This is a genomic window from Bradyrhizobium sp. CCGUVB23 (genome assembly GCF_024199885.1).
Lineage (GTDB): Bacteria > Pseudomonadota > Alphaproteobacteria > Rhizobiales > Xanthobacteraceae > Bradyrhizobium.
Genome location: NZ_JANADQ010000001.1, coordinates 5,503,413 through 5,520,514, shown reverse-complemented (window position 1 = coordinate 5,520,514; position 17,102 = coordinate 5,503,413). Strand labels below are relative to the sequence as shown.

The 17,102-nt window shown below is 62.1% G+C and carries 13 protein-coding genes and 4 pseudogenes; 7 read left to right on the top strand and 10 right to left on the bottom strand.

Annotated features, from left to right (window positions below; all coding sequences use genetic code 11):
- The first annotated feature begins 217 nt into the window (after window positions 1-217).
- Genes NLN62_RS25350 through NLN62_RS53585 form a run of 3 tightly spaced genes read left to right on the top strand, consistent with a single transcriptional unit; the run spans window position 218 to window position 2,972 of the window.
- Window positions 218-1,963 (top strand): Ulp1 family isopeptidase, encoded by a 1,746-nt coding sequence (locus tag NLN62_RS25350; RefSeq protein WP_254110623.1) that lies wholly within the window; start codon window positions 218-220, stop codon window positions 1,961-1,963.
- Between the two features lie 56 nt (window positions 1,964-2,019).
- Window positions 2,020-2,523 (top strand): hypothetical protein, encoded by a 504-nt coding sequence (locus NLN62_RS25345; protein ID WP_371933023.1) that lies wholly within the window; start codon window positions 2,020-2,022, stop codon window positions 2,521-2,523.
- Window positions 2,433-2,972: a tyrosine-protein phosphatase gene (locus NLN62_RS53585; protein WP_371933022.1), complete on the top strand. Its 540-nt coding sequence runs from the start codon at window positions 2,433-2,435 to the stop codon at window positions 2,970-2,972. The genes NLN62_RS25345 and NLN62_RS53585 overlap by 91 nt, the downstream gene beginning before the upstream one ends.
- A 263-nt stretch (window positions 2,973-3,235) precedes the next feature.
- Here the strand turns inward: NLN62_RS53585 and NLN62_RS25335 are convergent.
- A pseudogene (locus tag NLN62_RS25335) lies at window positions 3,236-3,385 on the bottom strand (IS5/IS1182 family transposase); the annotation flags it as partial.
- 780 nt (window positions 3,386-4,165) lie between these two features.
- Between NLN62_RS25335 and NLN62_RS25330 the strand changes: the two are divergent.
- The gene (locus NLN62_RS25330) at window positions 4,166-5,593 is read left to right on the top strand and encodes an MATE family efflux transporter (RefSeq protein WP_254110620.1); all 1,428 of its coding nucleotides are present in this window, start codon (window positions 4,166-4,168) and stop codon (window positions 5,591-5,593) included.
- A gap of 42 nt (window positions 5,594-5,635) precedes the next feature.
- On the opposite strand, the gene NLN62_RS25325 is transcribed toward NLN62_RS25330, so the two are convergent.
- From NLN62_RS25325 to NLN62_RS53005, 4 genes and pseudogenes are all read right to left on the bottom strand, one after another.
- Window positions 5,636-6,578, bottom strand: a protein-coding gene (locus NLN62_RS25325) for an IS630 family transposase (RefSeq protein ID WP_254110619.1) whose coding sequence is annotated in 2 segments (ribosomal slippage) — window positions 5,636-6,241 and window positions 6,243-6,578 — 942 coding nt in all. Because the reading frame shifts where the segments join, the coding sequence is not laid out codon by codon here.
- 414 nt (window positions 6,579-6,992) lie between these two features.
- Window positions 6,993-7,982: pseudogene (locus NLN62_RS25320) on the bottom strand (IS91 family transposase); the annotation flags it as partial.
- A gap of 104 nt (window positions 7,983-8,086) precedes the next feature.
- Window positions 8,087-9,076: a tyrosine-type recombinase/integrase gene (locus NLN62_RS25315; RefSeq protein ID WP_254110618.1), complete on the bottom strand. Its 990-nt coding sequence runs from the start codon at window positions 9,074-9,076 to the stop codon at window positions 8,087-8,089.
- The gene (locus tag NLN62_RS53005) at window positions 9,073-9,207 is read right to left on the bottom strand and encodes a hypothetical protein (RefSeq protein ID WP_256575959.1); all 135 of its coding nucleotides are present in this window, start codon (window positions 9,205-9,207) and stop codon (window positions 9,073-9,075) included. The genes NLN62_RS25315 and NLN62_RS53005 overlap by 4 nt, the downstream gene beginning before the upstream one ends.
- A 244-nt stretch (window positions 9,208-9,451) precedes the next feature.
- On the opposite strand from NLN62_RS53005, the gene NLN62_RS25310 reads away from it, so the two are divergent.
- From NLN62_RS25310 to NLN62_RS25300, 3 genes are read left to right on the top strand one after another with little or no spacing between them, the layout of a single operon-like run.
- Window positions 9,452-10,687, top strand: coding sequence for a site-specific integrase (locus tag NLN62_RS25310; RefSeq protein ID WP_254108752.1), 1,236 nt, complete (start codon window positions 9,452-9,454; stop codon window positions 10,685-10,687).
- A complete protein-coding gene (locus NLN62_RS25305) occupies window positions 10,684-11,619 on the top strand; it encodes a tyrosine-type recombinase/integrase (protein WP_254108751.1) in 936 nt (311 codons plus the stop codon). The genes NLN62_RS25310 and NLN62_RS25305 overlap by 4 nt, the downstream gene beginning before the upstream one ends.
- Window positions 11,616-12,614 carry a tyrosine-type recombinase/integrase gene (locus NLN62_RS25300; protein ID WP_254108750.1) on the top strand — a complete coding sequence of 333 codons (999 nt, stop codon included), beginning with the start codon at window positions 11,616-11,618 and terminating at the stop codon, window positions 12,612-12,614. Before NLN62_RS25305 ends, NLN62_RS25300 begins: the two co-directional genes overlap by 4 nt.
- 20 nt (window positions 12,615-12,634) lie before the next feature.
- On the opposite strand, the gene NLN62_RS25295 is transcribed toward NLN62_RS25300, so the two are convergent.
- The 5 genes and pseudogenes from NLN62_RS25295 to NLN62_RS25275 form a co-directional block, all read right to left on the bottom strand.
- A complete protein-coding gene (locus NLN62_RS25295; RefSeq protein WP_254110617.1) occupies window positions 12,635-13,417 on the bottom strand; it encodes a tyrosine-type recombinase/integrase in 783 nt (260 codons plus the stop codon).
- Window positions 13,417-14,649, bottom strand: a complete 1,233-nt coding sequence (locus tag NLN62_RS25290) for a tyrosine-type recombinase/integrase (protein ID WP_254110616.1) — start codon at window positions 14,647-14,649, stop codon at window positions 13,417-13,419. The genes NLN62_RS25295 and NLN62_RS25290 overlap by 1 nt, the downstream gene beginning before the upstream one ends.
- Before the next feature lie 146 nt (window positions 14,650-14,795).
- Window positions 14,796-14,990: pseudogene (locus NLN62_RS25285) on the bottom strand (transposase zinc-binding domain-containing protein); the annotation flags it as partial.
- Window positions 14,991-14,999: 9 nt separating this feature from the next.
- Window positions 15,000-15,341, bottom strand: a pseudogene (locus NLN62_RS25280) (tyrosine-type recombinase/integrase); the annotation flags it as partial.
- 107 nt (window positions 15,342-15,448) lie between these two features.
- Window positions 15,449-17,047 (bottom strand): IS66 family transposase, encoded by a 1,599-nt coding sequence (locus tag NLN62_RS25275; RefSeq protein WP_371932934.1) that lies wholly within the window; start codon window positions 17,045-17,047, stop codon window positions 15,449-15,451.
- Window positions 17,048-17,102 lie beyond the last annotated feature (55 nt).

The window sequence follows — 17,102 nt, the reverse complement described above, 5'->3', positions numbered from 1 at the left end:
CGCCGAAGCGTTTTTTCGGAAAGACCCGCATGTGGCTTCCGCGTTGCCGGTCCTTCGGAGGCATCGCGAGCCTGACACGCCATATGGTCCAGACGAGATTCTCATCGACCGGGCCCTCCAAGCAGCTGCTAGGCACCAAGAGTGGAGCGACGAGACTGCCCGACGGTATAATCGCGCTTTGCGTAGGTTGGCGAAATCTCTCGGGCCAGGTCAAACGATGACTGCACTCGATCACGATTCGCTGCTCGCTCACGCCGACAGGGTATCACCGGGTGCCTACGACCTGAGAGCCGCCTTGCAAGCGCTTCGTAAGTATCGTGGCTCAAACACATTAGCTGATCGCGGGCCTCTACATCACGGTTCCACGGCAGAAGGCGGACATATCATCGATGATGCAGCTCGTTCCAACCAGCGAACAGCGACTACGCCGCCTATCGGCCTGGATATGACGCGTGAGTCCGGCAACAGTAACCTCGGGGACGGTGCTTCGGGCGCGGTCGGCTCCTGGCAGATGGGAGAACAGGCAGCCCTTTCGCCATTGCAAGATGTCGATCCGGAGGAGCTCTGGCAGGAAGCGGACCAAGTTGGCCAGCTGCCCGCCGACAGTTGGGACCTCGCGAACTTTTGGGAAGGCATGCCGTCTTCCTTAAGCCTGTCGCAACAATCATCCGCTCCGGCAGCCGCCCTACCGGCTTGGCCGCCGCCGCGTGATTTCGGACATCTCCTTCCCCTGCAATTCGATCCCTCGCAATTCAATCTCTGCCCCCAACCGGCCCCCGGCGTCCTGATCGGAGCACTGGACAGAGCAGGGCTCCTACCGAGGCCGTCGCAGTGGCCGACGACTTTGTCTCGTTACACTCGGCCCTACACGGCATCGTTCGATAGCCGAGCGTGGGAGCCGGCCGTAAACAATCCGCTAGGCAGACAAGTTATTATTCAGCCGGTCCACGATCCTGGCGGATCCTCGGCCGGTGGAGCATCTCGTCAGCCGCTCACCGATATCGGGCCTCTCGTGCCCCCCGGAGGATGGGAGCACCGCGAAAGCCGGCTCCCAAACTATACCGAGCCGCAATTGGCAAGTTGCGATCAGTCGCAGCTTTGGCGCGAGGCGAACCAGATCGCGGCACAGGTACCTGCCGGCTGGAGCTCCGCGTGGCCATTGCCGTCCGCACAGTCGGACCGCAATTTCCCTGAGCCGGCAGCTCTGCCTCCAGGAGCTACGTTGTCAGATCTCTTCCCCGGCGCTGGCTATCCGATGCCATTCACCCCGCAGCAACTGCGAGATCATGCTCATTTTGCGCCGGCGTTTCCGAGTACATCCTCCGCTGATCAGATCGGGGCGTTGGAACCCCCATCTTCCGACCCCAGCGGGCGGACGCTCGGCGCCAGGGAGAGGCTGAACGACCAGCACATTCAAAGGGACTACGAGCTCCTGCGAGAGGAGTTACGGGAACTTGATCCGAATCTCGCTGCCCGGACGCGCATCGTCAATCCCCTCACGGCCCATTATCATCTACGCTTGGGCTGTGAGAGCGAAATGCAGGGCGAATTCCAGCGCATCGTTCTTGATCTCAATGGTAACGATACCGCCGACTTCCTATTCCTGCCAGTGAACGATGCCAGTGTTTCGGATCCTGAACTCCGCGGCACCCATTGGTCGCTGCTGCTCGTTGATCGTCGCAACCGGCAAAGCCCGGTTGCCTATCACTACGACTCCCGATGGGGAGGCAACGACCGCCATGCTGCAATGCTCGCAGCGCGGCTAAGCGCCCCCCTGCAACCCGCCAGCATACGCCAGCAGGAGAATGACTTTGATTGCGGCGTCTTCGTGGTGGACGGCACCCGGGCCCTGGTCGCAAGATTGGTGCTGACGAACGGGCAACACATAGCACATCTCGACGACGTCGTCCCCGATCGGCGGGCTTTACAAATCCGTCTCAGGGATTATCCCGGCCCGGGTTGACGGGCAGCCGGAGCGGCTCTCGCCACGGTCGCGATGCGGTGCGGCCGGGCGCACCGTTGGGGCCGAACGTCATCACCAACCAGGCCATCTGCTTTCTTCAGCAAGGCGGCCTCAAGCGGGGCACTGGCCCAAACTCCGGCGGTGACGAAATGATGCAGCTGTTCGCCGCTGCGGCCGCAGCCATCAATCTTGCCCGGAAAAACGACGGATCGACGAAAGTCAGCGATCCCCTCGCGGCGCTCGCGCTGGCGCCTGGGACGAAACATGTGCTGATCGCGTGGCGCAAGAAGGGACGGCGGCGCTTCGCCTATGACACGGCTCAGATCGAAACTCTCTTCATCGAGTTCCCCGAGCTTCCAATTCCCACCGTCGATTGGGCAGAGTTAGGCTGGACGAGGCTCGGTTTCCAGACCGGTAACCTAACCCTGTACTTCGCTTCGATTACCGCAAGGGGCCGCATCGAGGTGAGATGGGGCAGGGACTTTCTCACTCTCTTGCTGCATCGCCGCACGCCGAAATTTGCATGCCGATGGACGACCCAAGCTTTCTTTCTCGCGTAACAAGACCTATCCCCAACCACTATTTGGATTCATCCCGCGCTCTGCTCCGACAGGCGATTGATATCGTCGAGGCGCTGGCTGAACTGATTTCTTCCGCTGAACCGCGAGCGACCATCATATCCTGCAGCTTCGGAAAAGATCGAACCGGAATTGTGGTCGGTTTGATGCTGCGTATCATTGGCGTCAACGTGCACCATATCTCCAGAGACTATGCGCTATCCGCTCGACAACTCCGTCCTCACCTCCAGCGGTTTAGGATGCATTGGGAAAAGCGGGGCATTTCGGCGCAAGAGTTTGCCATTAGATTTGAGACCCAAGCCAGGACCATGTCCATGCTCTTAGGTGCGCTTCCCCATCAGCTATTGCTCGAATCGCACCCACAAGGATGCCAACCAGAATTTGTCGATTTGTTAAGGAACAGAATGGTTCGCGGTAGGCCGAGCCTTTGATTTCCGCATGCGCAGTAATATGTCCGGATCCCGCTCCCACTATTCCGGAATCATTCTTGACTCTTTCGGAATGACGCGTCCGGGGTGAGAAGCCCGCTTTGGCTCCGAGGTCCAGCTTTTTCAAGGATTGGACCTGCATGCCGACAGAGCGGCTTGCTATGCTGCTTGTGCGCAATGTGATCAGACTTAAGTCGAGCCTAGACTGCCGATCCGCGAGATCGCGCGGAGGATCGTTCGATCGCTCGGCTAGGACGAATCCACATTCAGCGGAGCCAGATGCAGATTGCGGCGAGCTGGACGAAGGCGAGGACGTAGACTGCCCGTCGGTCATATCGAGTGGCGAAGCGGCGGAAGTGCTTGAGCTTGTTGAAGCAGCGCTCGATACGGTTGCGTAGCTTGTAGATCGTCTCGTCGTGCGGAATGGGGACCTTGCGAGAGCGGGTTGTACCCGCTTCTCTGCCATGCATGTGCGCCGCATGGGTGACGATGTGGGACGCCGCCAAACTGAGAGACCCTGCGGATTTAAGCCAACGCGCTTGGGGAAACCTGGTCAGCCAGACGCCCAGTGCCCAGTCTTTAGCAACATGCCAACATCGTCTCGTCGAAACGTTTCGCCATCCACGGCGGTAAGCGCCTTCCTCAACCGGCTTTCCTCAGACGCTTCGAGAATAGCATCACCTCAGCGAGTACAAATGACACTTGGCGCAAGTGGCTCTGCCGCGAACTCTTTTTACGATGTGACCAGCAATGCAACAGCCTGCATCACATGTCGTCCGACGAACCGCGTTCCCTGATCCGGAGCTCCAAGAGGACATAGAGGACGTCCGCTCTCTTTTTGGGTTTTCGACCCAAGCACACAAGGGGCTCTTGAGGGGCTTGAACCGCACGTAGCGTTGAATTGTACGATCTCGAAATCGGGACGATGTCTCTGGCGCAGAAACTTTCAACGAGCAACACGAATGGCAAACGCTCCACTTAATAGGATTGCAGTCGAACCAATACGGCCCGGCATAGTCCCTGGTGTTTGTCGAAATTCGCCAGAAACCGGCGCCAATGGAGGACAGGAGCTCGCGTGCGCCTCGCTGCCACGCTGGATAGTGGGTCCGCATTGTGCGCCGCAGCGAACCAGAGCGGAAGAGGATGCTCTCAATGAAGCGGTTCGCTTTACAAGAAGCCAACCGAGCAGAAACTCTATGGAAAAGATTCCCGAAACAAATGCGACGTCACGTTTGCGGTATGGACTGCCAAGATGGATAGCTTGCCATCACCTCGCTGTCGAGCTCGGCGAAACAGCGAGACTCGCGTTCCCAATGGCGCTGACTCAGCTCGGGCAAATCGCGATGATGACGACCGATCTTGCGTTCATTGGACGGATCGGCGCCGAGGCGATGGCAGCGGCAGCGCTGGCGGGGACAGTCTTAACCATCAGCCTCACCTTCGCCTCAGGCGTGGTGTCAGCAGTGGCACCGCTTTCGGCTCAGGCATTTGGCGCGGCCAATCCGGCTCTGGTAGCACGCTGCCTGCGTACGGGATTCTGGGCGGCGCTCCTTTTGTGGATGCCAATGATGGCCTTTCCACTGTATGGCGAAGAACTTCTGCTTGCGCTCAGCTCCCCTCCGGAAACGGCTCGGCTTGCTCAGCAATATCTGTTTGGGCTCGCCTGGGGCGCGCTGCCAGCAATGTGGTTCTCCGCCGTCCGCAGTTTCATGGCGGCGATTAATCGGCCTGAGCCAGCCTTGTGGATCACGCTGGTGGCAGTCCCCATCAATGCGCTGTTGGTCTTTCTCTTGGCCTGCGGCCAGCTCGGGCTGCCGCGGCTCGGACTATTAGGAGCGGGTCTTGCGACGACGATGGTGAACTGCGCGACGTTTTTGGCCGCTTTGTGGTTCGTCGCAAAGCGTCGACCTTTCCATGACTACCACGTGCTTGCAGATCTCTGGCGCTTCGATTGGCCCTTGATGCGGCAGCTGATTGCGGTCGGGACGACAATCTCCATGGCCATTCTGACCGAGTCTGGATTTTTTTCTGCTGCGGCCTTCCTGGTAGCCGCGATCAGCACCACCGCGCTTGCAGCCCACCAGATCGCCGTCCAGGTTTCTACGATTTTGCTCATGATTCCCTTCGGCATCAGCATGGCGGCGACCGTGCGGGTTGGGCACGCTGCAGGCCGCAATGACGTCCCTGCCGTTAAGCGCGCGGGTCTGGTCGCGATGTTGTTCGGTGTCGCAATCACTGCAGTTCTGACCCTTGCGGTGATCGCTGCGCGTTTTGAGATCGCTGAGTCATTTCTGGGCGGATCGTCCATCAATGCCGGCGCGACGATTGGACTCGCTGCAGAGCTGCTTTTGGTCGGCGCAAGCTTTTTTGTTACCGATGCCGTGCAGAGCATCGCTGCGGGCGGCCTTCACGGATTGAAGGACACGCGCGTGCCGCTTCTGTTCGCTGGCATCGCTTATTGGCTGGTCGGCCTCTCCCTCAGCTACCTGCTCGGTTTGAAAATGGGTCTCGGCGCAATCGGTATTTGGATTGGCTTATCAATCGGGACGGCCGTCTGCGCCGCGCTCCTTGTCATGCGTTTGTGGCGGCTGACGAGCAGACTCGTTTTCACAAGCGATGCTTGAGCGCGTACGATCGCGGCCGATTGCGGTTAGAGCATGATGCGTTTATACGGAAACATAGCCTGAGTTTTTGAGGTAATTGGCGCACTCCTCGTTGGAGAAGAGGTCGAGGAGTTCGCCGACCTTTCGCCAGGTTGCCTCGACGTCGCGTGGCTCTGCGGCTCGGATCAGGTGTTTGAGTTTGGCGAAGACCTGCTCGATCGGATTGAGGTCGGGGCTGTAGGGCGGCAGGAAGAGCAGATGGGCTCCCTTGGCGCGGACGGCGTTGCGCGCCTGCTTTCCCTTGTGACTGCCGAGGTTGTCGAGGATCACGACCTCGCCCGTTGTCAGAGTGGGCGCCAACACCTGTTCGACATAGAGGGTGAAGAGCTCACCATTGATGGGGCCGTCGATCACCCATGGCGCGCTGATCCGGTCATGACGCAATGCCGCGATGAAGGTCATGGTTTTCCAGTGTCCGAAGGGCGCAGATGCTTGGAGACGCTGCCCACTCGGTCCCCAGCCGCGCAGCGGTGCCATATTGGTCTTGATCCACGTCTCGTCGATAAAGACCAGGCGCGAAGCGTCGATCCTGCCCTGATGGGTCTTCCAGCGCGTCCGTTTACGGGCGACGTCGGGACGATCTTGTTCGGCCGGCAGCATCGTTTTTTTTGAAGCTCAGCCCTTCGGCGTGCACAAACGTCCACACCGCCCGCACGTCTGTCTTGATCCCGCGCGACGCCAGCTCCTGTGTCAGCTTCCGCAAGGTGAATGGCCTCGAGCGAATGCGCTTGCGCAGCCAGTCGGCATTGGCGCCGGACAAAACCGGCTTCTTGTGACCGCCGATCTTGCCGGGCGAAACGCCGCCAGTCTCCCGTCTCAGATTCTTCCACTTCGTCACACAGGAGGGGCTTATCTGAAGCGCTTCTGCAATCGAACGGACGGTCTCGCCGGCGTCAGCCCGGGCCAGGGCGCGTTCGCGAATGTCTTCCGAATAGGGTCGCGTCATCCATGCTGGCCCCCGTTCCCCAGCATGGAGTTTGAATCAGAAATCGCGCCCGCTGGGAATCTTGAGGGTTCTGTGAGGTCGCGTGGCAGGCGCGAGCCGCGCGCCCGATCGTGCGTGCGACCTCACAGAAGCCGGATTGAACGAAGCTGCGGAGTTGTGGGCGCTATGGGAATAGTGCCGCGGATGCGGCTGCTGGGAAGGCGCGCCTGTGGTCGCCGCGCGTCGGCGACACATTCGTCGGATGTGAAGAGCCCAATTGATCGGGCCAAGGGCGCGATCCAGCGAGCGGTTTGCTGCGCTGGAACGCGTGGCCGAACGATTGGCGAGGTGTTTGGTGACGAACGCGGCCACGGCGACATCGAACGTCACCGCTGAGAAGCGGACCACGGAAGGGCTGGATGGTGCGGGTGTTGGTCATGACGTATCACAACGAAACGGTTGGTCGGGCGCGCTCGCTCGCGGGACGACATCGACGCGCCGCATGGTGCCGCCGCAATGTGGGCAGACGGGGATCTCGCATGTGGCGAGGGGATCGGGGGCGGCTTCTTGATCAGTTGGCGCGTTGCAGACAGCAAGGAGTTGACGACAGAGGGCGATCTTATCGTTGCGCCCGCCGTTGGCGAGGAAGCCGTAGTGCCGGATGCGGTGGAAGCCGTCCGGCAGGGTGTGCAGGAGAAAGCGGCGAATGAACTCGTCGGCATCAAGCGTCATTACCTTGGCTTTGCGATTTTGCCGATAGTCCTTCCAGGAAAAGCTCACCTTGCCGTCGGCAAGCGAGAGCAGCCTACTGTTGGCGATGGCGACGCGATGCGTATAGCGGCCGAGATAAGCCAGCACCTGTTCGGGCCCGCCAAATGGCGGCTTGGCATAGACGACCCAGTCGGTCCGTCGAAGTTGATTAAGGCGCGCGGCGAATGCAGCGGGATCGGCGAGATGGGCGAGAGCGCCGAAGAAGCCCAGCTCGCCAGCCGCGAAGGCAGCTTGCAGCTCTTGCAGAAACAGGCGGCGGAACAGCCGGGAGAGGACGCGCACTGGCAGGAAGAAGCCGGACCGGCAAGCGACCCAGCGTGCGCCGTCGAGCGAGGGTCCACCGCCCGGCACGACGCAGTGGATATGCGGATGGTGTTGCAGGGTCTGGCCCCAGGTATGGAGGACGGCAGTCACGCCGAGCTGAGCGCCGAGATGCTTGGGGTCGGCTGCGATGGTGGTGAGCGTCTCGGCCGCGCAGCGGAACAGGATGGCATAGACGACGGCCTTGTTCTGGAAGGCGATCTCTCCGGCGGCGGCCGGCATGGTGAAGACGACGTGGAAATACGGTACGGGAAGGAGTTCAGCTTGCCGTTCGGCGAGCCATTGCGCGCGCGCCGCGCCCTGGCACTTCGGGCAATGCCGATTGCGGCAGGTAATGGGTGACGCCCATTACCTGCCTTATGGGCAAAGCCGGTAATGGGGAGCTGGCGGCAATTTGATCGCGCTCCTGCACCAATCACCGCCAACCCCGCTCTCCATTACGAGGTACGCCTGAGGAGTTCGATCAGCTGGTCGGTGGGCTGGAAGACGCCGCGCCGCAGGTGGGGCGGCACGATCGCCTCCATCGCATCGAGCTTCTCGGTTGGATCGCCGCGCGTGTAGACCTCGGTGGTCGTCAGTGTAGCGTGGCCCAGCCACAGCGACACCTTCCGGATGTCCCCGGTCGCTTGCAGTACGACCATCGCGCAGGTGTGCCTGAGCACGTGGGGCGAGACGCGTTTCTTGGCGAGACCGGGCTGCTTGCGAGCCGCAGTCGCGGCGTGCTGCCTGAGCAGATAGGCAAAGCCCCATCGGCTCAGCGGCTCACCACGGGCGTTGACGAACACCTCGGGTGTCGCGACCCGCCCGCGGATGGCCAGCCAGGCACGCAGTGCAGCGGCCGCCGGCTTCCACAACGGCAGCGTCCGCTCCCGGCGTCCCTTGCCGAGCACCCGGATGCACATCGAAGGCAGGTCGATGTCATCGACCTTGAGGCCCGTCAACTCGGAGACGCGCAGCCCTGCGCAGACGGCCACGTGCAGCATTGCGCGATCGCGGATGCCATCGCGTGTCGCTGGATCGGGAGCGTCGAGCACGGCTTGGAGCTCTTCGCGCAGAAGGTAGGGTACCAGGCGCGTGTCAGTTTTCTTGAACGGGATCGCCAGTACACGGCGGATCTGCTCGAGCGCCGCCGGCTGCCGGTACTCGAGGAAGCGGAAGAACGACTTGATCGCCGCCAGGCGAACGTTGCGCGTCACGGCCGCGTTTTTGCGCTCGTCCTCAAGATGCTCGAGGAAGGCGCTGACGAGCCCGGCATCGATCTGTTCGAGCGTCAGCGCCGAAGGTTTGACCTTGAGCCGGTCGGCGGCGAACACGAACAGCAGCTGGAAGCTCGAGGCATAGGAGTCCCTCGTGTGCCGGCTGGCGCCCCGCTGGCAAGCGAGGGTGTCGCGCAGGAACGTCTCGATGAGGGGAGCGATCGGCGTCATGCTGACCTCCCTTCGGACATGAACGCTTCGCCGGCCATGGCGACATCGCGCAAGAGGTCGGGCGTGGCCTCGAGATACCAGTAGGTCGCATAGATGTTGACGTGACCCATGTAGGTCGCGAGTGCCGCCATGTGCGCCCCGCACCGGCCTCGGCCGGTAGGGCTGCCTTGCAGCGCGCGCACCGCAAACGTGTGCCAGTAATTCCGCTGGCGGAATTACCGGCATAGTTCCGGCACCGCGATTATTCCGGCAACCGGCGGCGAGCTCCCGCATTTTCCGGGGGATTACGCGAGGGTGAGCGCATCGTTGGCGGGATAATCAGACAACCTGCCGTCTCCCATTGGGGATCGTTCCCCGGTTTTGAGGAGACGGACGATGACGATTACTCACAACGGTGCTGCAACGGCGTCAGGTCAACGCGTCTGCGTCGGGCCGCTGGCTTGTTACATCGATAGATTCGCGGAGTTCCTGGTTTGTGAGGGTTACCCCTCGCGGACGGTAAAGGTGAAGCGAGCTCTGGTGGCGGATCTCAGCCGCTGGCTCGCACGACGTGGACTGCCGCTGGCAAGACTTGATGAGCAGAGGCTCAAGCAGTTTCACGCCTACGATCGCCGCTCGCTCCGGCGCGGCGATGTGTTTACCGGCCATCAGTTGCTGGAGTTTTTACGCCGCCGCCTCGGAGTCATCTCTTCGTTACCACAAAAGATGGACCGAACCGCTCTCGATCGGATCATTCGAGACTACTGCAGATTCCTGAGTTCGGAGCGCGGCCTGGCACGTGCGACGGTGGTTTGCTATCTGCCGATAGTGAGGAGACTTCTGACCGAGCGCTTCGGGACCAAGTCGCTGCGCCTTGAGGAGCTGCGCCCAGCGGACCTGAATCGCTTCATTCTTCGTCAAGGACGGCGCGTCAGTCGCATTCATGCCCGGATGACAGTCACGGCGCTGCGCTCGTTTCTGCGTTTCCTGCGCCAACGTGGGGCCATCAAGACTGACTTGGCCGCCGCGCTGCCCGGGGTAGCTCACTGGCGATTGTCTCACATACCCAAGTCGCTACCGCCGGGACAAGTCGAGCAACTGCTCCGCAGCTGTGATCGCTGCACGCCGTCCGGCCAACGCGACTACGCTATCTTGCTGCTGCTGGCTCGACTGGGCTTGCGCGGTGGAGAAGTCCTGGCGATGACCTTGGACGACCTGGACTGGGAGCACGGCGAGATGATTGTGCGCGGCAAGGGTCAGCGGTTGGAACGATTGCCATTGCCCAGAGATGTCGGGACGGCCCTGGTTCACTATCTTCGTCACGTCCGTCCCGCGTGTTCGTCGCGCAATGTCTTTATCCGATTGAAGGCTCCGCTGCGTGGCCTTCGCCTCACCGCTATTTGCTGCGTGGTTCGCCGCGCCCTCAAACGCGCTGGATTAGATCCGGATTTCAAAGGGGCGCACCTGTTGAGGCATTCCCTGGCGACCACGATGTTGCGCAGAGGCGCATCCTTGGGCGAGATCGGTCAACTCCTCCGTCACAAGCAGCCGACAACCACGCAAATCTACGCCAAAGTCGATATCAAGGCGTTGCGCGGCATTGCCCTTCCCTGGATGGGAGGTGTTTCATGAACTCGTTGCGAACCGCGCTCGATGAGTATCTCGGCGCCCGTCGCGCTTTGGGACACAAGCTCATTCTGACAGGACGTCTGTTGCGGCGATTTGTTGACTTTGCCGAACACGCGCACGCCGATTACATCACGCCTGAACTGGCTTTGAAGTGGGCAACCCAGCCGGCCCACGCACAGCCCTCTCAGTGGGCCAACCGTTTGGGGATGGTGCGCCGTTTCGCCCGGTATTGCTACGGCAACGATCCGCGGACCAAGGTGCCGCCTCCCGACTTGCTTCCCCATCGGTATCGTCGGGTCGCGCCCTATATCTACAGCGACGAGCAGATCATCCGTCTATTGAAGGCGGCTCGACGGTTGCCGTCCACAAACGGCTTGCGACCGCACACCTATGCCACGCTATTCGGGCTGTACGTTGCCACCGGTCTGCGAGCCAACGAAGCATTGTGCCTGCGTCGTGAGGACGTGGACCTCGCTAACGGCGTGCTGACGATCCGGGATACCAAGTTTGGCAAGACGAGATTCGTGCCTGTGCATTTATCCACGCGGCGGGCTCTGGAGCGCTACGCGAAGCTTCGGGATCGCTTGTGCCGCACGCCCGCCAGTCCCCACTTCTTCCTCTCCGACCGCGGAACCCGCGTGACGTATGACATGCTGCGATGGACGTTCGTTAAAGTCTCCCATGAGATCGGCCTGCGCGCTCCCGGCGACTCGCACGGCCCCCGTCTGCATGGATTCCGTCATCGGCTGGCCATCAATACGCTTCTCAAATGGTATCGCGGCGGGATCGATGTCGAGCGCCGTCTGCCCACGCTTGCCACGTACTTGGGGCACGCACATATCACTGATACCCAGTGGTACTTGACGGCGACCCCGCAGTTGTTGCGCTACGCGCTAAGACGAGTGGAACGATCCGAGCGGAGGGCCCGTCCATGAAAGGTGCCAGCCAGTTCCCCGTTCTGTTGGAGTCATTCTTCATGGATCGCCTGATGCGACAGCGGCAGGCAAGTCCCCACACGATCGCAAGCTACCGCGACACCTTTCGCTTGCTGATGCAATATGCACAGCAACGGCTCCGCAAAACCCCTTCGCAGTTGGTTTTACCGGACTTGGACACGGCATTCCTCGGCACGTTCCTCGATCATCTTGAGAAAACACGCGACAACAGCGCCCGTAGTCGCAATGTACGTTTGGCCGCTCTTCATTCGTTCTTTCGCTACGTTGCATTGCATGCGCCCGAGTACAGTGCTTTGGCGCAGCGTGTGCTTGCCATACCCAGCAAACGCTACGTGCGACGACCTATATGCTTTCTCACCGCGGTCGAAATTGATTTTCTGCTTGCCGCGCCAGACCTCAACACTTGGAGTGGACGACGTGATCGAACTCTGTTGCTGCTCGCTGTGCAGACCGGATTGCGCGTATCAGAGGTGACCGGCCTGCGCTGCGAGAACATCGTGCTGGGTACAGGCGCACACGTGCAGTGCTTGGGGAAAGGACGGAAGACAAGATGTACTCCGCTTCGCAGAGAGACCGTTACGGTTCTGCGCGCGTGGTTGCGAGAACGGCGTGGTCAACCCTCTGATCCGGTCTTTCCAACTACCCGCGGTCGGGCCTTGGGCTCCGACGGTCTGGAGTACTTGCTCAAAAAACATCTTGCCGTCGCTCGTCGTCAGTGCCCCACGTTGACCAAAAAACGCGTCACGTTCCACTCCTTGAGACATTCGCTGGCGATGAACCTTCTTCGCCACGGCGTCGATCGCTCCGTCATCGCCCTCTGGTTAGGGCATGAAAATATGGAGACGACTTCCATTTACCTGCAGGCTGACATGCGGCTGAAGGAAAAGGCGTTGGCGATGACTACAGCCACACGGATCCCCGCATCTCGCTATCGGCCGAGCGATCGCGTCCTCGCCTTCCTGCAAGCTCTCTGATTATTCCGCCAACGATGCGCTCACCCTCGCGTGATCCGCCCGGAAAAATGCAGCTCGCCGCCGGTTGCCGGAATAATCGCGGTGCCGGAACTATGCCGTAGATCGTGCAGGCGAGGACGGCGAGCCGACGTCGATCTGATGCCAGCCTTGTCGACCAGCCTGTCGAAGGTCTCCTTGACGGCAATGTAGCGTAGCGGCCGACCGCGCTTGTCGATGAAGACCGGATCATCGTCTGAGCCGGGCCCGCGACGTGCCAGGTATCGCTGCAAGCCGGCGACCGCCGTGTCGTGCAGCGGCACCAGTCGCGTCTTGCGGAACTTGGTCTCGCGGATCAGCAGACCGTCGCGGGTCACATCCGCGATCGTCAGCTTCAGGGCTTCGGAGGTCCTGAGCCCGGTGGATGAGAGCAGCGCGATCAAGGTCGCTTGCGTGTGCGGGCGCAAGCCGCGCGTTGGCCGAAGCCGCAGCGCAGCTTCGACCAGCCGACTGATCTCGTCTGTCGTGTAGATGTGCGGCGTGCGACGCTTCTTGCGGGCGCCGAAGTGATTTGCCGGCGGCAGCTCGTGCCCGACGTCCTCCACCCGGACATGGCGTACGAAGCGACAGACGGCTCTGAGCCTTGCATCGCGTTGCGCGACGGATGGTCCGAGCGCGGCCCAGTCGATCGCTGTTTTTGTCTCGACGTACGTTTGTCCGCGCTCGGCCGCGAAGGCGGCAAAGCTCTTCAGCAGGTACTCCGCGGTCGACATCGCGAAGCCCGTGGTGCGGCGGAGCGCGAGATAGGTCTCGATGGCGTCGAGCATCAGAGCGCCTCCGGCCACGGCTGAGCAACCTGCTTCAGCAGCGCGACGTCGGCCTTTGCGTAATAGGCCGTCGTGTCGATGCCGCGATGCCGAAGGACGAGGCCGATCTTGTCGAGCGGCACGCCATGGCGCAGCATCTCGGTCGCCGCGGTGTGCCGCAGAGCGTGGGCCCCTTTGACCGGCGCCACGATGTCGGCCCGCTTCATGATACGCTTGACCACCGACGAGATGCCGTCGCCTCGTCGGAATGGCCGGCACGGTGCGATCGTGCGCAGGAACAAGAGATCGTTCCGGCGGGTAGACGGCCGGCATTCGAGGTAGGCGGCGATCGCATCCCCGACGTCTTGCGGTAGCGGCAGCCGGACCTCGTAGCGCGACTTGCCGCAGACCCGTAGCGATCCCGTTTGCCACTCGATATCCGCGAGACGCAGTTGCGCCACGTCACCGGCCCGCAGGCCGAGACGCACCAACAAAAGTACGATCGCACGATCACGCCGGCGCCCACCGACGTCGCCGTCACAGGCAGCGATCAGCCGGTCGACCTGCTCGGTCGACAGATACCGGGGCATGTCGGCAAGCTGCCAATGAGCGTAGGCTGGAACGGCGCCGTCGAGACCTGCCTGACAACGGCCTGCGACTGCGAGATACCGCAGGAAGGCCCGCAGGCTCGTCGTCATCTTCTCGATCGTGCCACTCCCGCTATTGCTCGCCCGCTCCAGGAAGTAACTGCGGACATCGTTCGGCCTCCAGCCGTCCGGGTCAGATCGAAGCTCCATCATCAGGCCCGCGGCGTCGCGGGCGTAGAGCCTGACGGTGGCATCGGATGCGCCGCGATGCTTGCGCAGCCACGTCTTGAAGTCGGCGACCAGCTGCGGCTCGGTGGGTGCTGCCCCCACGGCCGCGGACCGGCAAAGGCCGAGCTCGACGAGGTGCCGACGAAAGAGCTTGGCACCGTAGATGGTGTGGTGGTTGCGCCGGCCGCCTTTGGCGCGTGGACACCGGCAAGTGCGCAGGTGCTCGCCGAACGCGGCGAGATCGACGTCCGTCAGGCCCGCGCCTTGCTCGGCCATGACATGGCCGATGTGGGCCGCCGCTCGCAAATAGCGTACCGCTGTCGCGGGGCCATAGCCCTGCCGCTCCAGCGCCGCTGCAAACCCGTCAAGGTAAGGCCCGCTCGGCCCACTGCGCAGATGCCCCAGCATCTTCGCTGCCGAGAAGTACGTCTCCAACATGTCCGTCTCCGTATGTGACCGGCCATCAGTGGCCGACCCAACGGGGCCGCACGGGCGACTTGTAATGGAGAGCTCGAGAGCGGCAATACACAGGAAAATACGGTGATCGCGATCGGCAGCTCCACATTACCGGCTTTGCCCATAAGACAGGAGTTATAGGCGATGCGTGTGGCGCCGCAGTCATCGCACTGCTCGACGTGGCCGCCGAGCACAGCCGTCCGGCATGCCGTGATCGCGCCCATGACGCGCCGCTCGACGCGGCCCAGATGCTCGGCACGGGCTTGCCGAAACGCTTCGCCGTGGCGGCGGAAGATATCCGCCACTTCCAGAACCGGAGCCATCAGGTCCGCTCAGCCGGGCGGCACGACCTCCAGGCGGAGCCGGTCAAGCGGACTTGGCGTGTTGCTGATGGTCTTTGTGGCGACCTGAGTATAGCGCGCCGTGCTGGCCAGACTGGCATGGCCGAGCAACACCTGGATGATGCGCACGTCGGCCCCGTTCTCCAGCAGATGGGTCGCGAATGTGTGCCGCAACGTGTGCACTGTCACCGATTTGCTCAAGCCGGCTGCCGCACAGGCTGAACGGCAAGCGGCGTGCAGCACGTTCGGGACGAGCGGACGTTCGTCGTCGCGGCCGGGAAACAACCATCGCTTTGGCCGAGTGAGCCGCCAATACGTCCGCAGAATCGTAAGCGCGCATTTTACTGCACAGGCTGCGCGCGCGGGTGGCCGCGGCGTGGTGTGACGCCGGGCCCCAGCGGGATCATCGGAACGGCTTGGTTGACCTGAGCGTTCGAACGTCAGCCGCTGTTCTCAGCTGGCAGGTGTGTTTGACCGGTGCAGTTGAACGGCAACAGATCTTCGATGTCGGCGTCGGGCGCACGCTGAGGCAGTTCAGTGAGCGCGTGACGTAACCATGCATAGGGATCGACGTCGCATGCCCGGCATGTCAGCACCAAACTGTAGATCACGGCGCTTGCCTTGGCGCCGGCAACGGTATCGCTGAACAGCCAACTTTTTCTTCCGGTGCAAAACGGCCTGATGTCGCGCTCCAGAACATTGTTGTCGATTGGCGCAAGACCGTCACTGGTGTAGCGGGTCAGATAGTCCCATTGGTTGCGCGCATAGGCGATCGCCTTGCCGGTCAAGCTTTCGGGCAGGACCTTCGGCGCCTGGTCGTCGAGCCACGTCTTGAAGGCGGCCAATACCGGCAGGCTATGCTGCTGGCGCAGCCGCACGGTGTATGCGGCGCGCGTTTCGCCGTCGGGCGGCGTCTGGCGCGCCACTCTCTCGACCTCATACAACGCCTCGAAGAACTTGAGCGCCTGCAATGGTGAACCGCCGGGCGTCTTCCTGGCCTTGAGCGCGTCGGTAAATTTCCTGCGGGCATGCGCCATACAGCCGAGATGGGTCGCGCCTGTCAGCGTGCGCCAGGCGTCATAGCCATCGCTCATCAACAAGCCGCGATAGCCGGCCAGGAACGCCTGCGGATACTCCTGACCGCGACCGGGCTGGTAATCGAACAGCACGACCGGCTGCGCGCAGTCCTGGCCGCTGCGGTAGGCCCACATGAAGGATTTGGCCTGCGCGTCCCGGCCCTCCTCTTTCAGAACCTGCACCCAGGTTTCGTCACCGTGGACCAGGGGCTGCGCCCTGAGCTTTTGCTGTAGCGCGTCATAGACCCGATGCAGATGCAATTCGCTCGCCCGGATCACCCAGTTGCCCAGCGTCCCGCGGCTGATGCTGATCTCGGCCCGCCCCAGCGCGTCCGCCACACGATACAGCGGCGTGCCGTCGACGTATTTGTTGGCGAGCACGAGCGCCAGCGTCGATGGCGTGGCGACGCTGCCCGGCAACGGCTGCGCCGGCATCGGCGCGGTCACGATCGGGGTGTTCAGCGCGGTGCGCTCGCAGTGACGGCACGCATATTTGAACCGCACATGTTGCAGCACCGACGCCTTTACCTCGACGTGCAACTGCTCGGTGACGGTCTCGCCCATCCGATGCATCCGATTGCGGCAGCACGGACAGTCCTTTTGATCCTCACCCAGATCATGTTCGACGCGCTGGCGCGGCAGATCGTCAGGCAGCGGCTTGCGGCCGCGTGTCTTCGGCGCCGGCTTTGGAGCCTCCGGCAATCCCATGTCCGGCACGGCGACCGCCTCGACATCGCCGTCGTCCCGGCTTTCAGCGGCGGCCTGCTCGGCTTCGTTGAAGATGCGCTCCTTGAGCTTTTCGCTCTTCGGCGCGTAGCGGTGCAAGCGCTCCAGGCGCAACTGCTCCTCAAGATGCAGGACACGTTGCGCGAGTTTCTCGTTCTCGGCCTTCAGCGCCGCGATCTCGGCCGCGTGCGCCGCGATCAGGGCTTCCATCTCGTGCGTCGTGGGCTTGCGACTCATCGTAGTCTTGAATCGAAGTCATGCCGCCGCGTCAACCGGGTTCCATGCGGTTGGC

What these genes read in the sequence shown, in the direction of transcription:
- NLN62_RS25295 (WP_254110617.1), bottom strand. Translation starts at nt 13,417, where the DNA reads ATGCTCGACGCCATCGAGACCTATCTCGCGCTCCGCCGCACCACGGGC.
- NLN62_RS25315 (WP_254110618.1), bottom strand. Translation starts at nt 9,076, where the DNA reads ATGACGCCGATCGCTCCCCTCATCGAGACGTTCCTGCGCGACACCCTC.
- NLN62_RS25290 (WP_254110616.1), bottom strand. Translation starts at nt 14,649, where the DNA reads ATGTTGGAGACGTACTTCTCGGCAGCGAAGATGCTGGGGCATCTGCGC.
- NLN62_RS25310 (WP_254108752.1), top strand. Translation starts at nt 9,452, where the DNA reads ATGACGATTACTCACAACGGTGCTGCAACGGCGTCAGGTCAACGCGTC.
- NLN62_RS25305 (WP_254108751.1), top strand. Translation starts at nt 10,684, where the DNA reads ATGAACTCGTTGCGAACCGCGCTCGATGAGTATCTCGGCGCCCGTCGC.
- NLN62_RS25300 (WP_254108750.1), top strand. Translation starts at nt 11,616, where the DNA reads ATGAAAGGTGCCAGCCAGTTCCCCGTTCTGTTGGAGTCATTCTTCATG.
- NLN62_RS25330 (WP_254110620.1), top strand. Translation starts at nt 4,166, where the DNA reads ATGGAAAAGATTCCCGAAACAAATGCGACGTCACGTTTGCGGTATGGA.
- NLN62_RS53585 (WP_371933022.1), top strand. Translation starts at nt 2,433, where the DNA reads ATGGGGCAGGGACTTTCTCACTCTCTTGCTGCATCGCCGCACGCCGAA.
- NLN62_RS53005 (WP_256575959.1), bottom strand. Translation starts at nt 9,207, where the DNA reads ATGGCGGCACTCGCGACCTACATGGGTCACGTCAACATCTATGCGACC.
- NLN62_RS25350 (WP_254110623.1), top strand. Translation starts at nt 218, where the DNA reads ATGACTGCACTCGATCACGATTCGCTGCTCGCTCACGCCGACAGGGTA.
- NLN62_RS25275 (WP_371932934.1), bottom strand. Translation starts at nt 17,047, where the DNA reads ATGAGTCGCAAGCCCACGACGCACGAGATGGAAGCCCTGATCGCGGCG.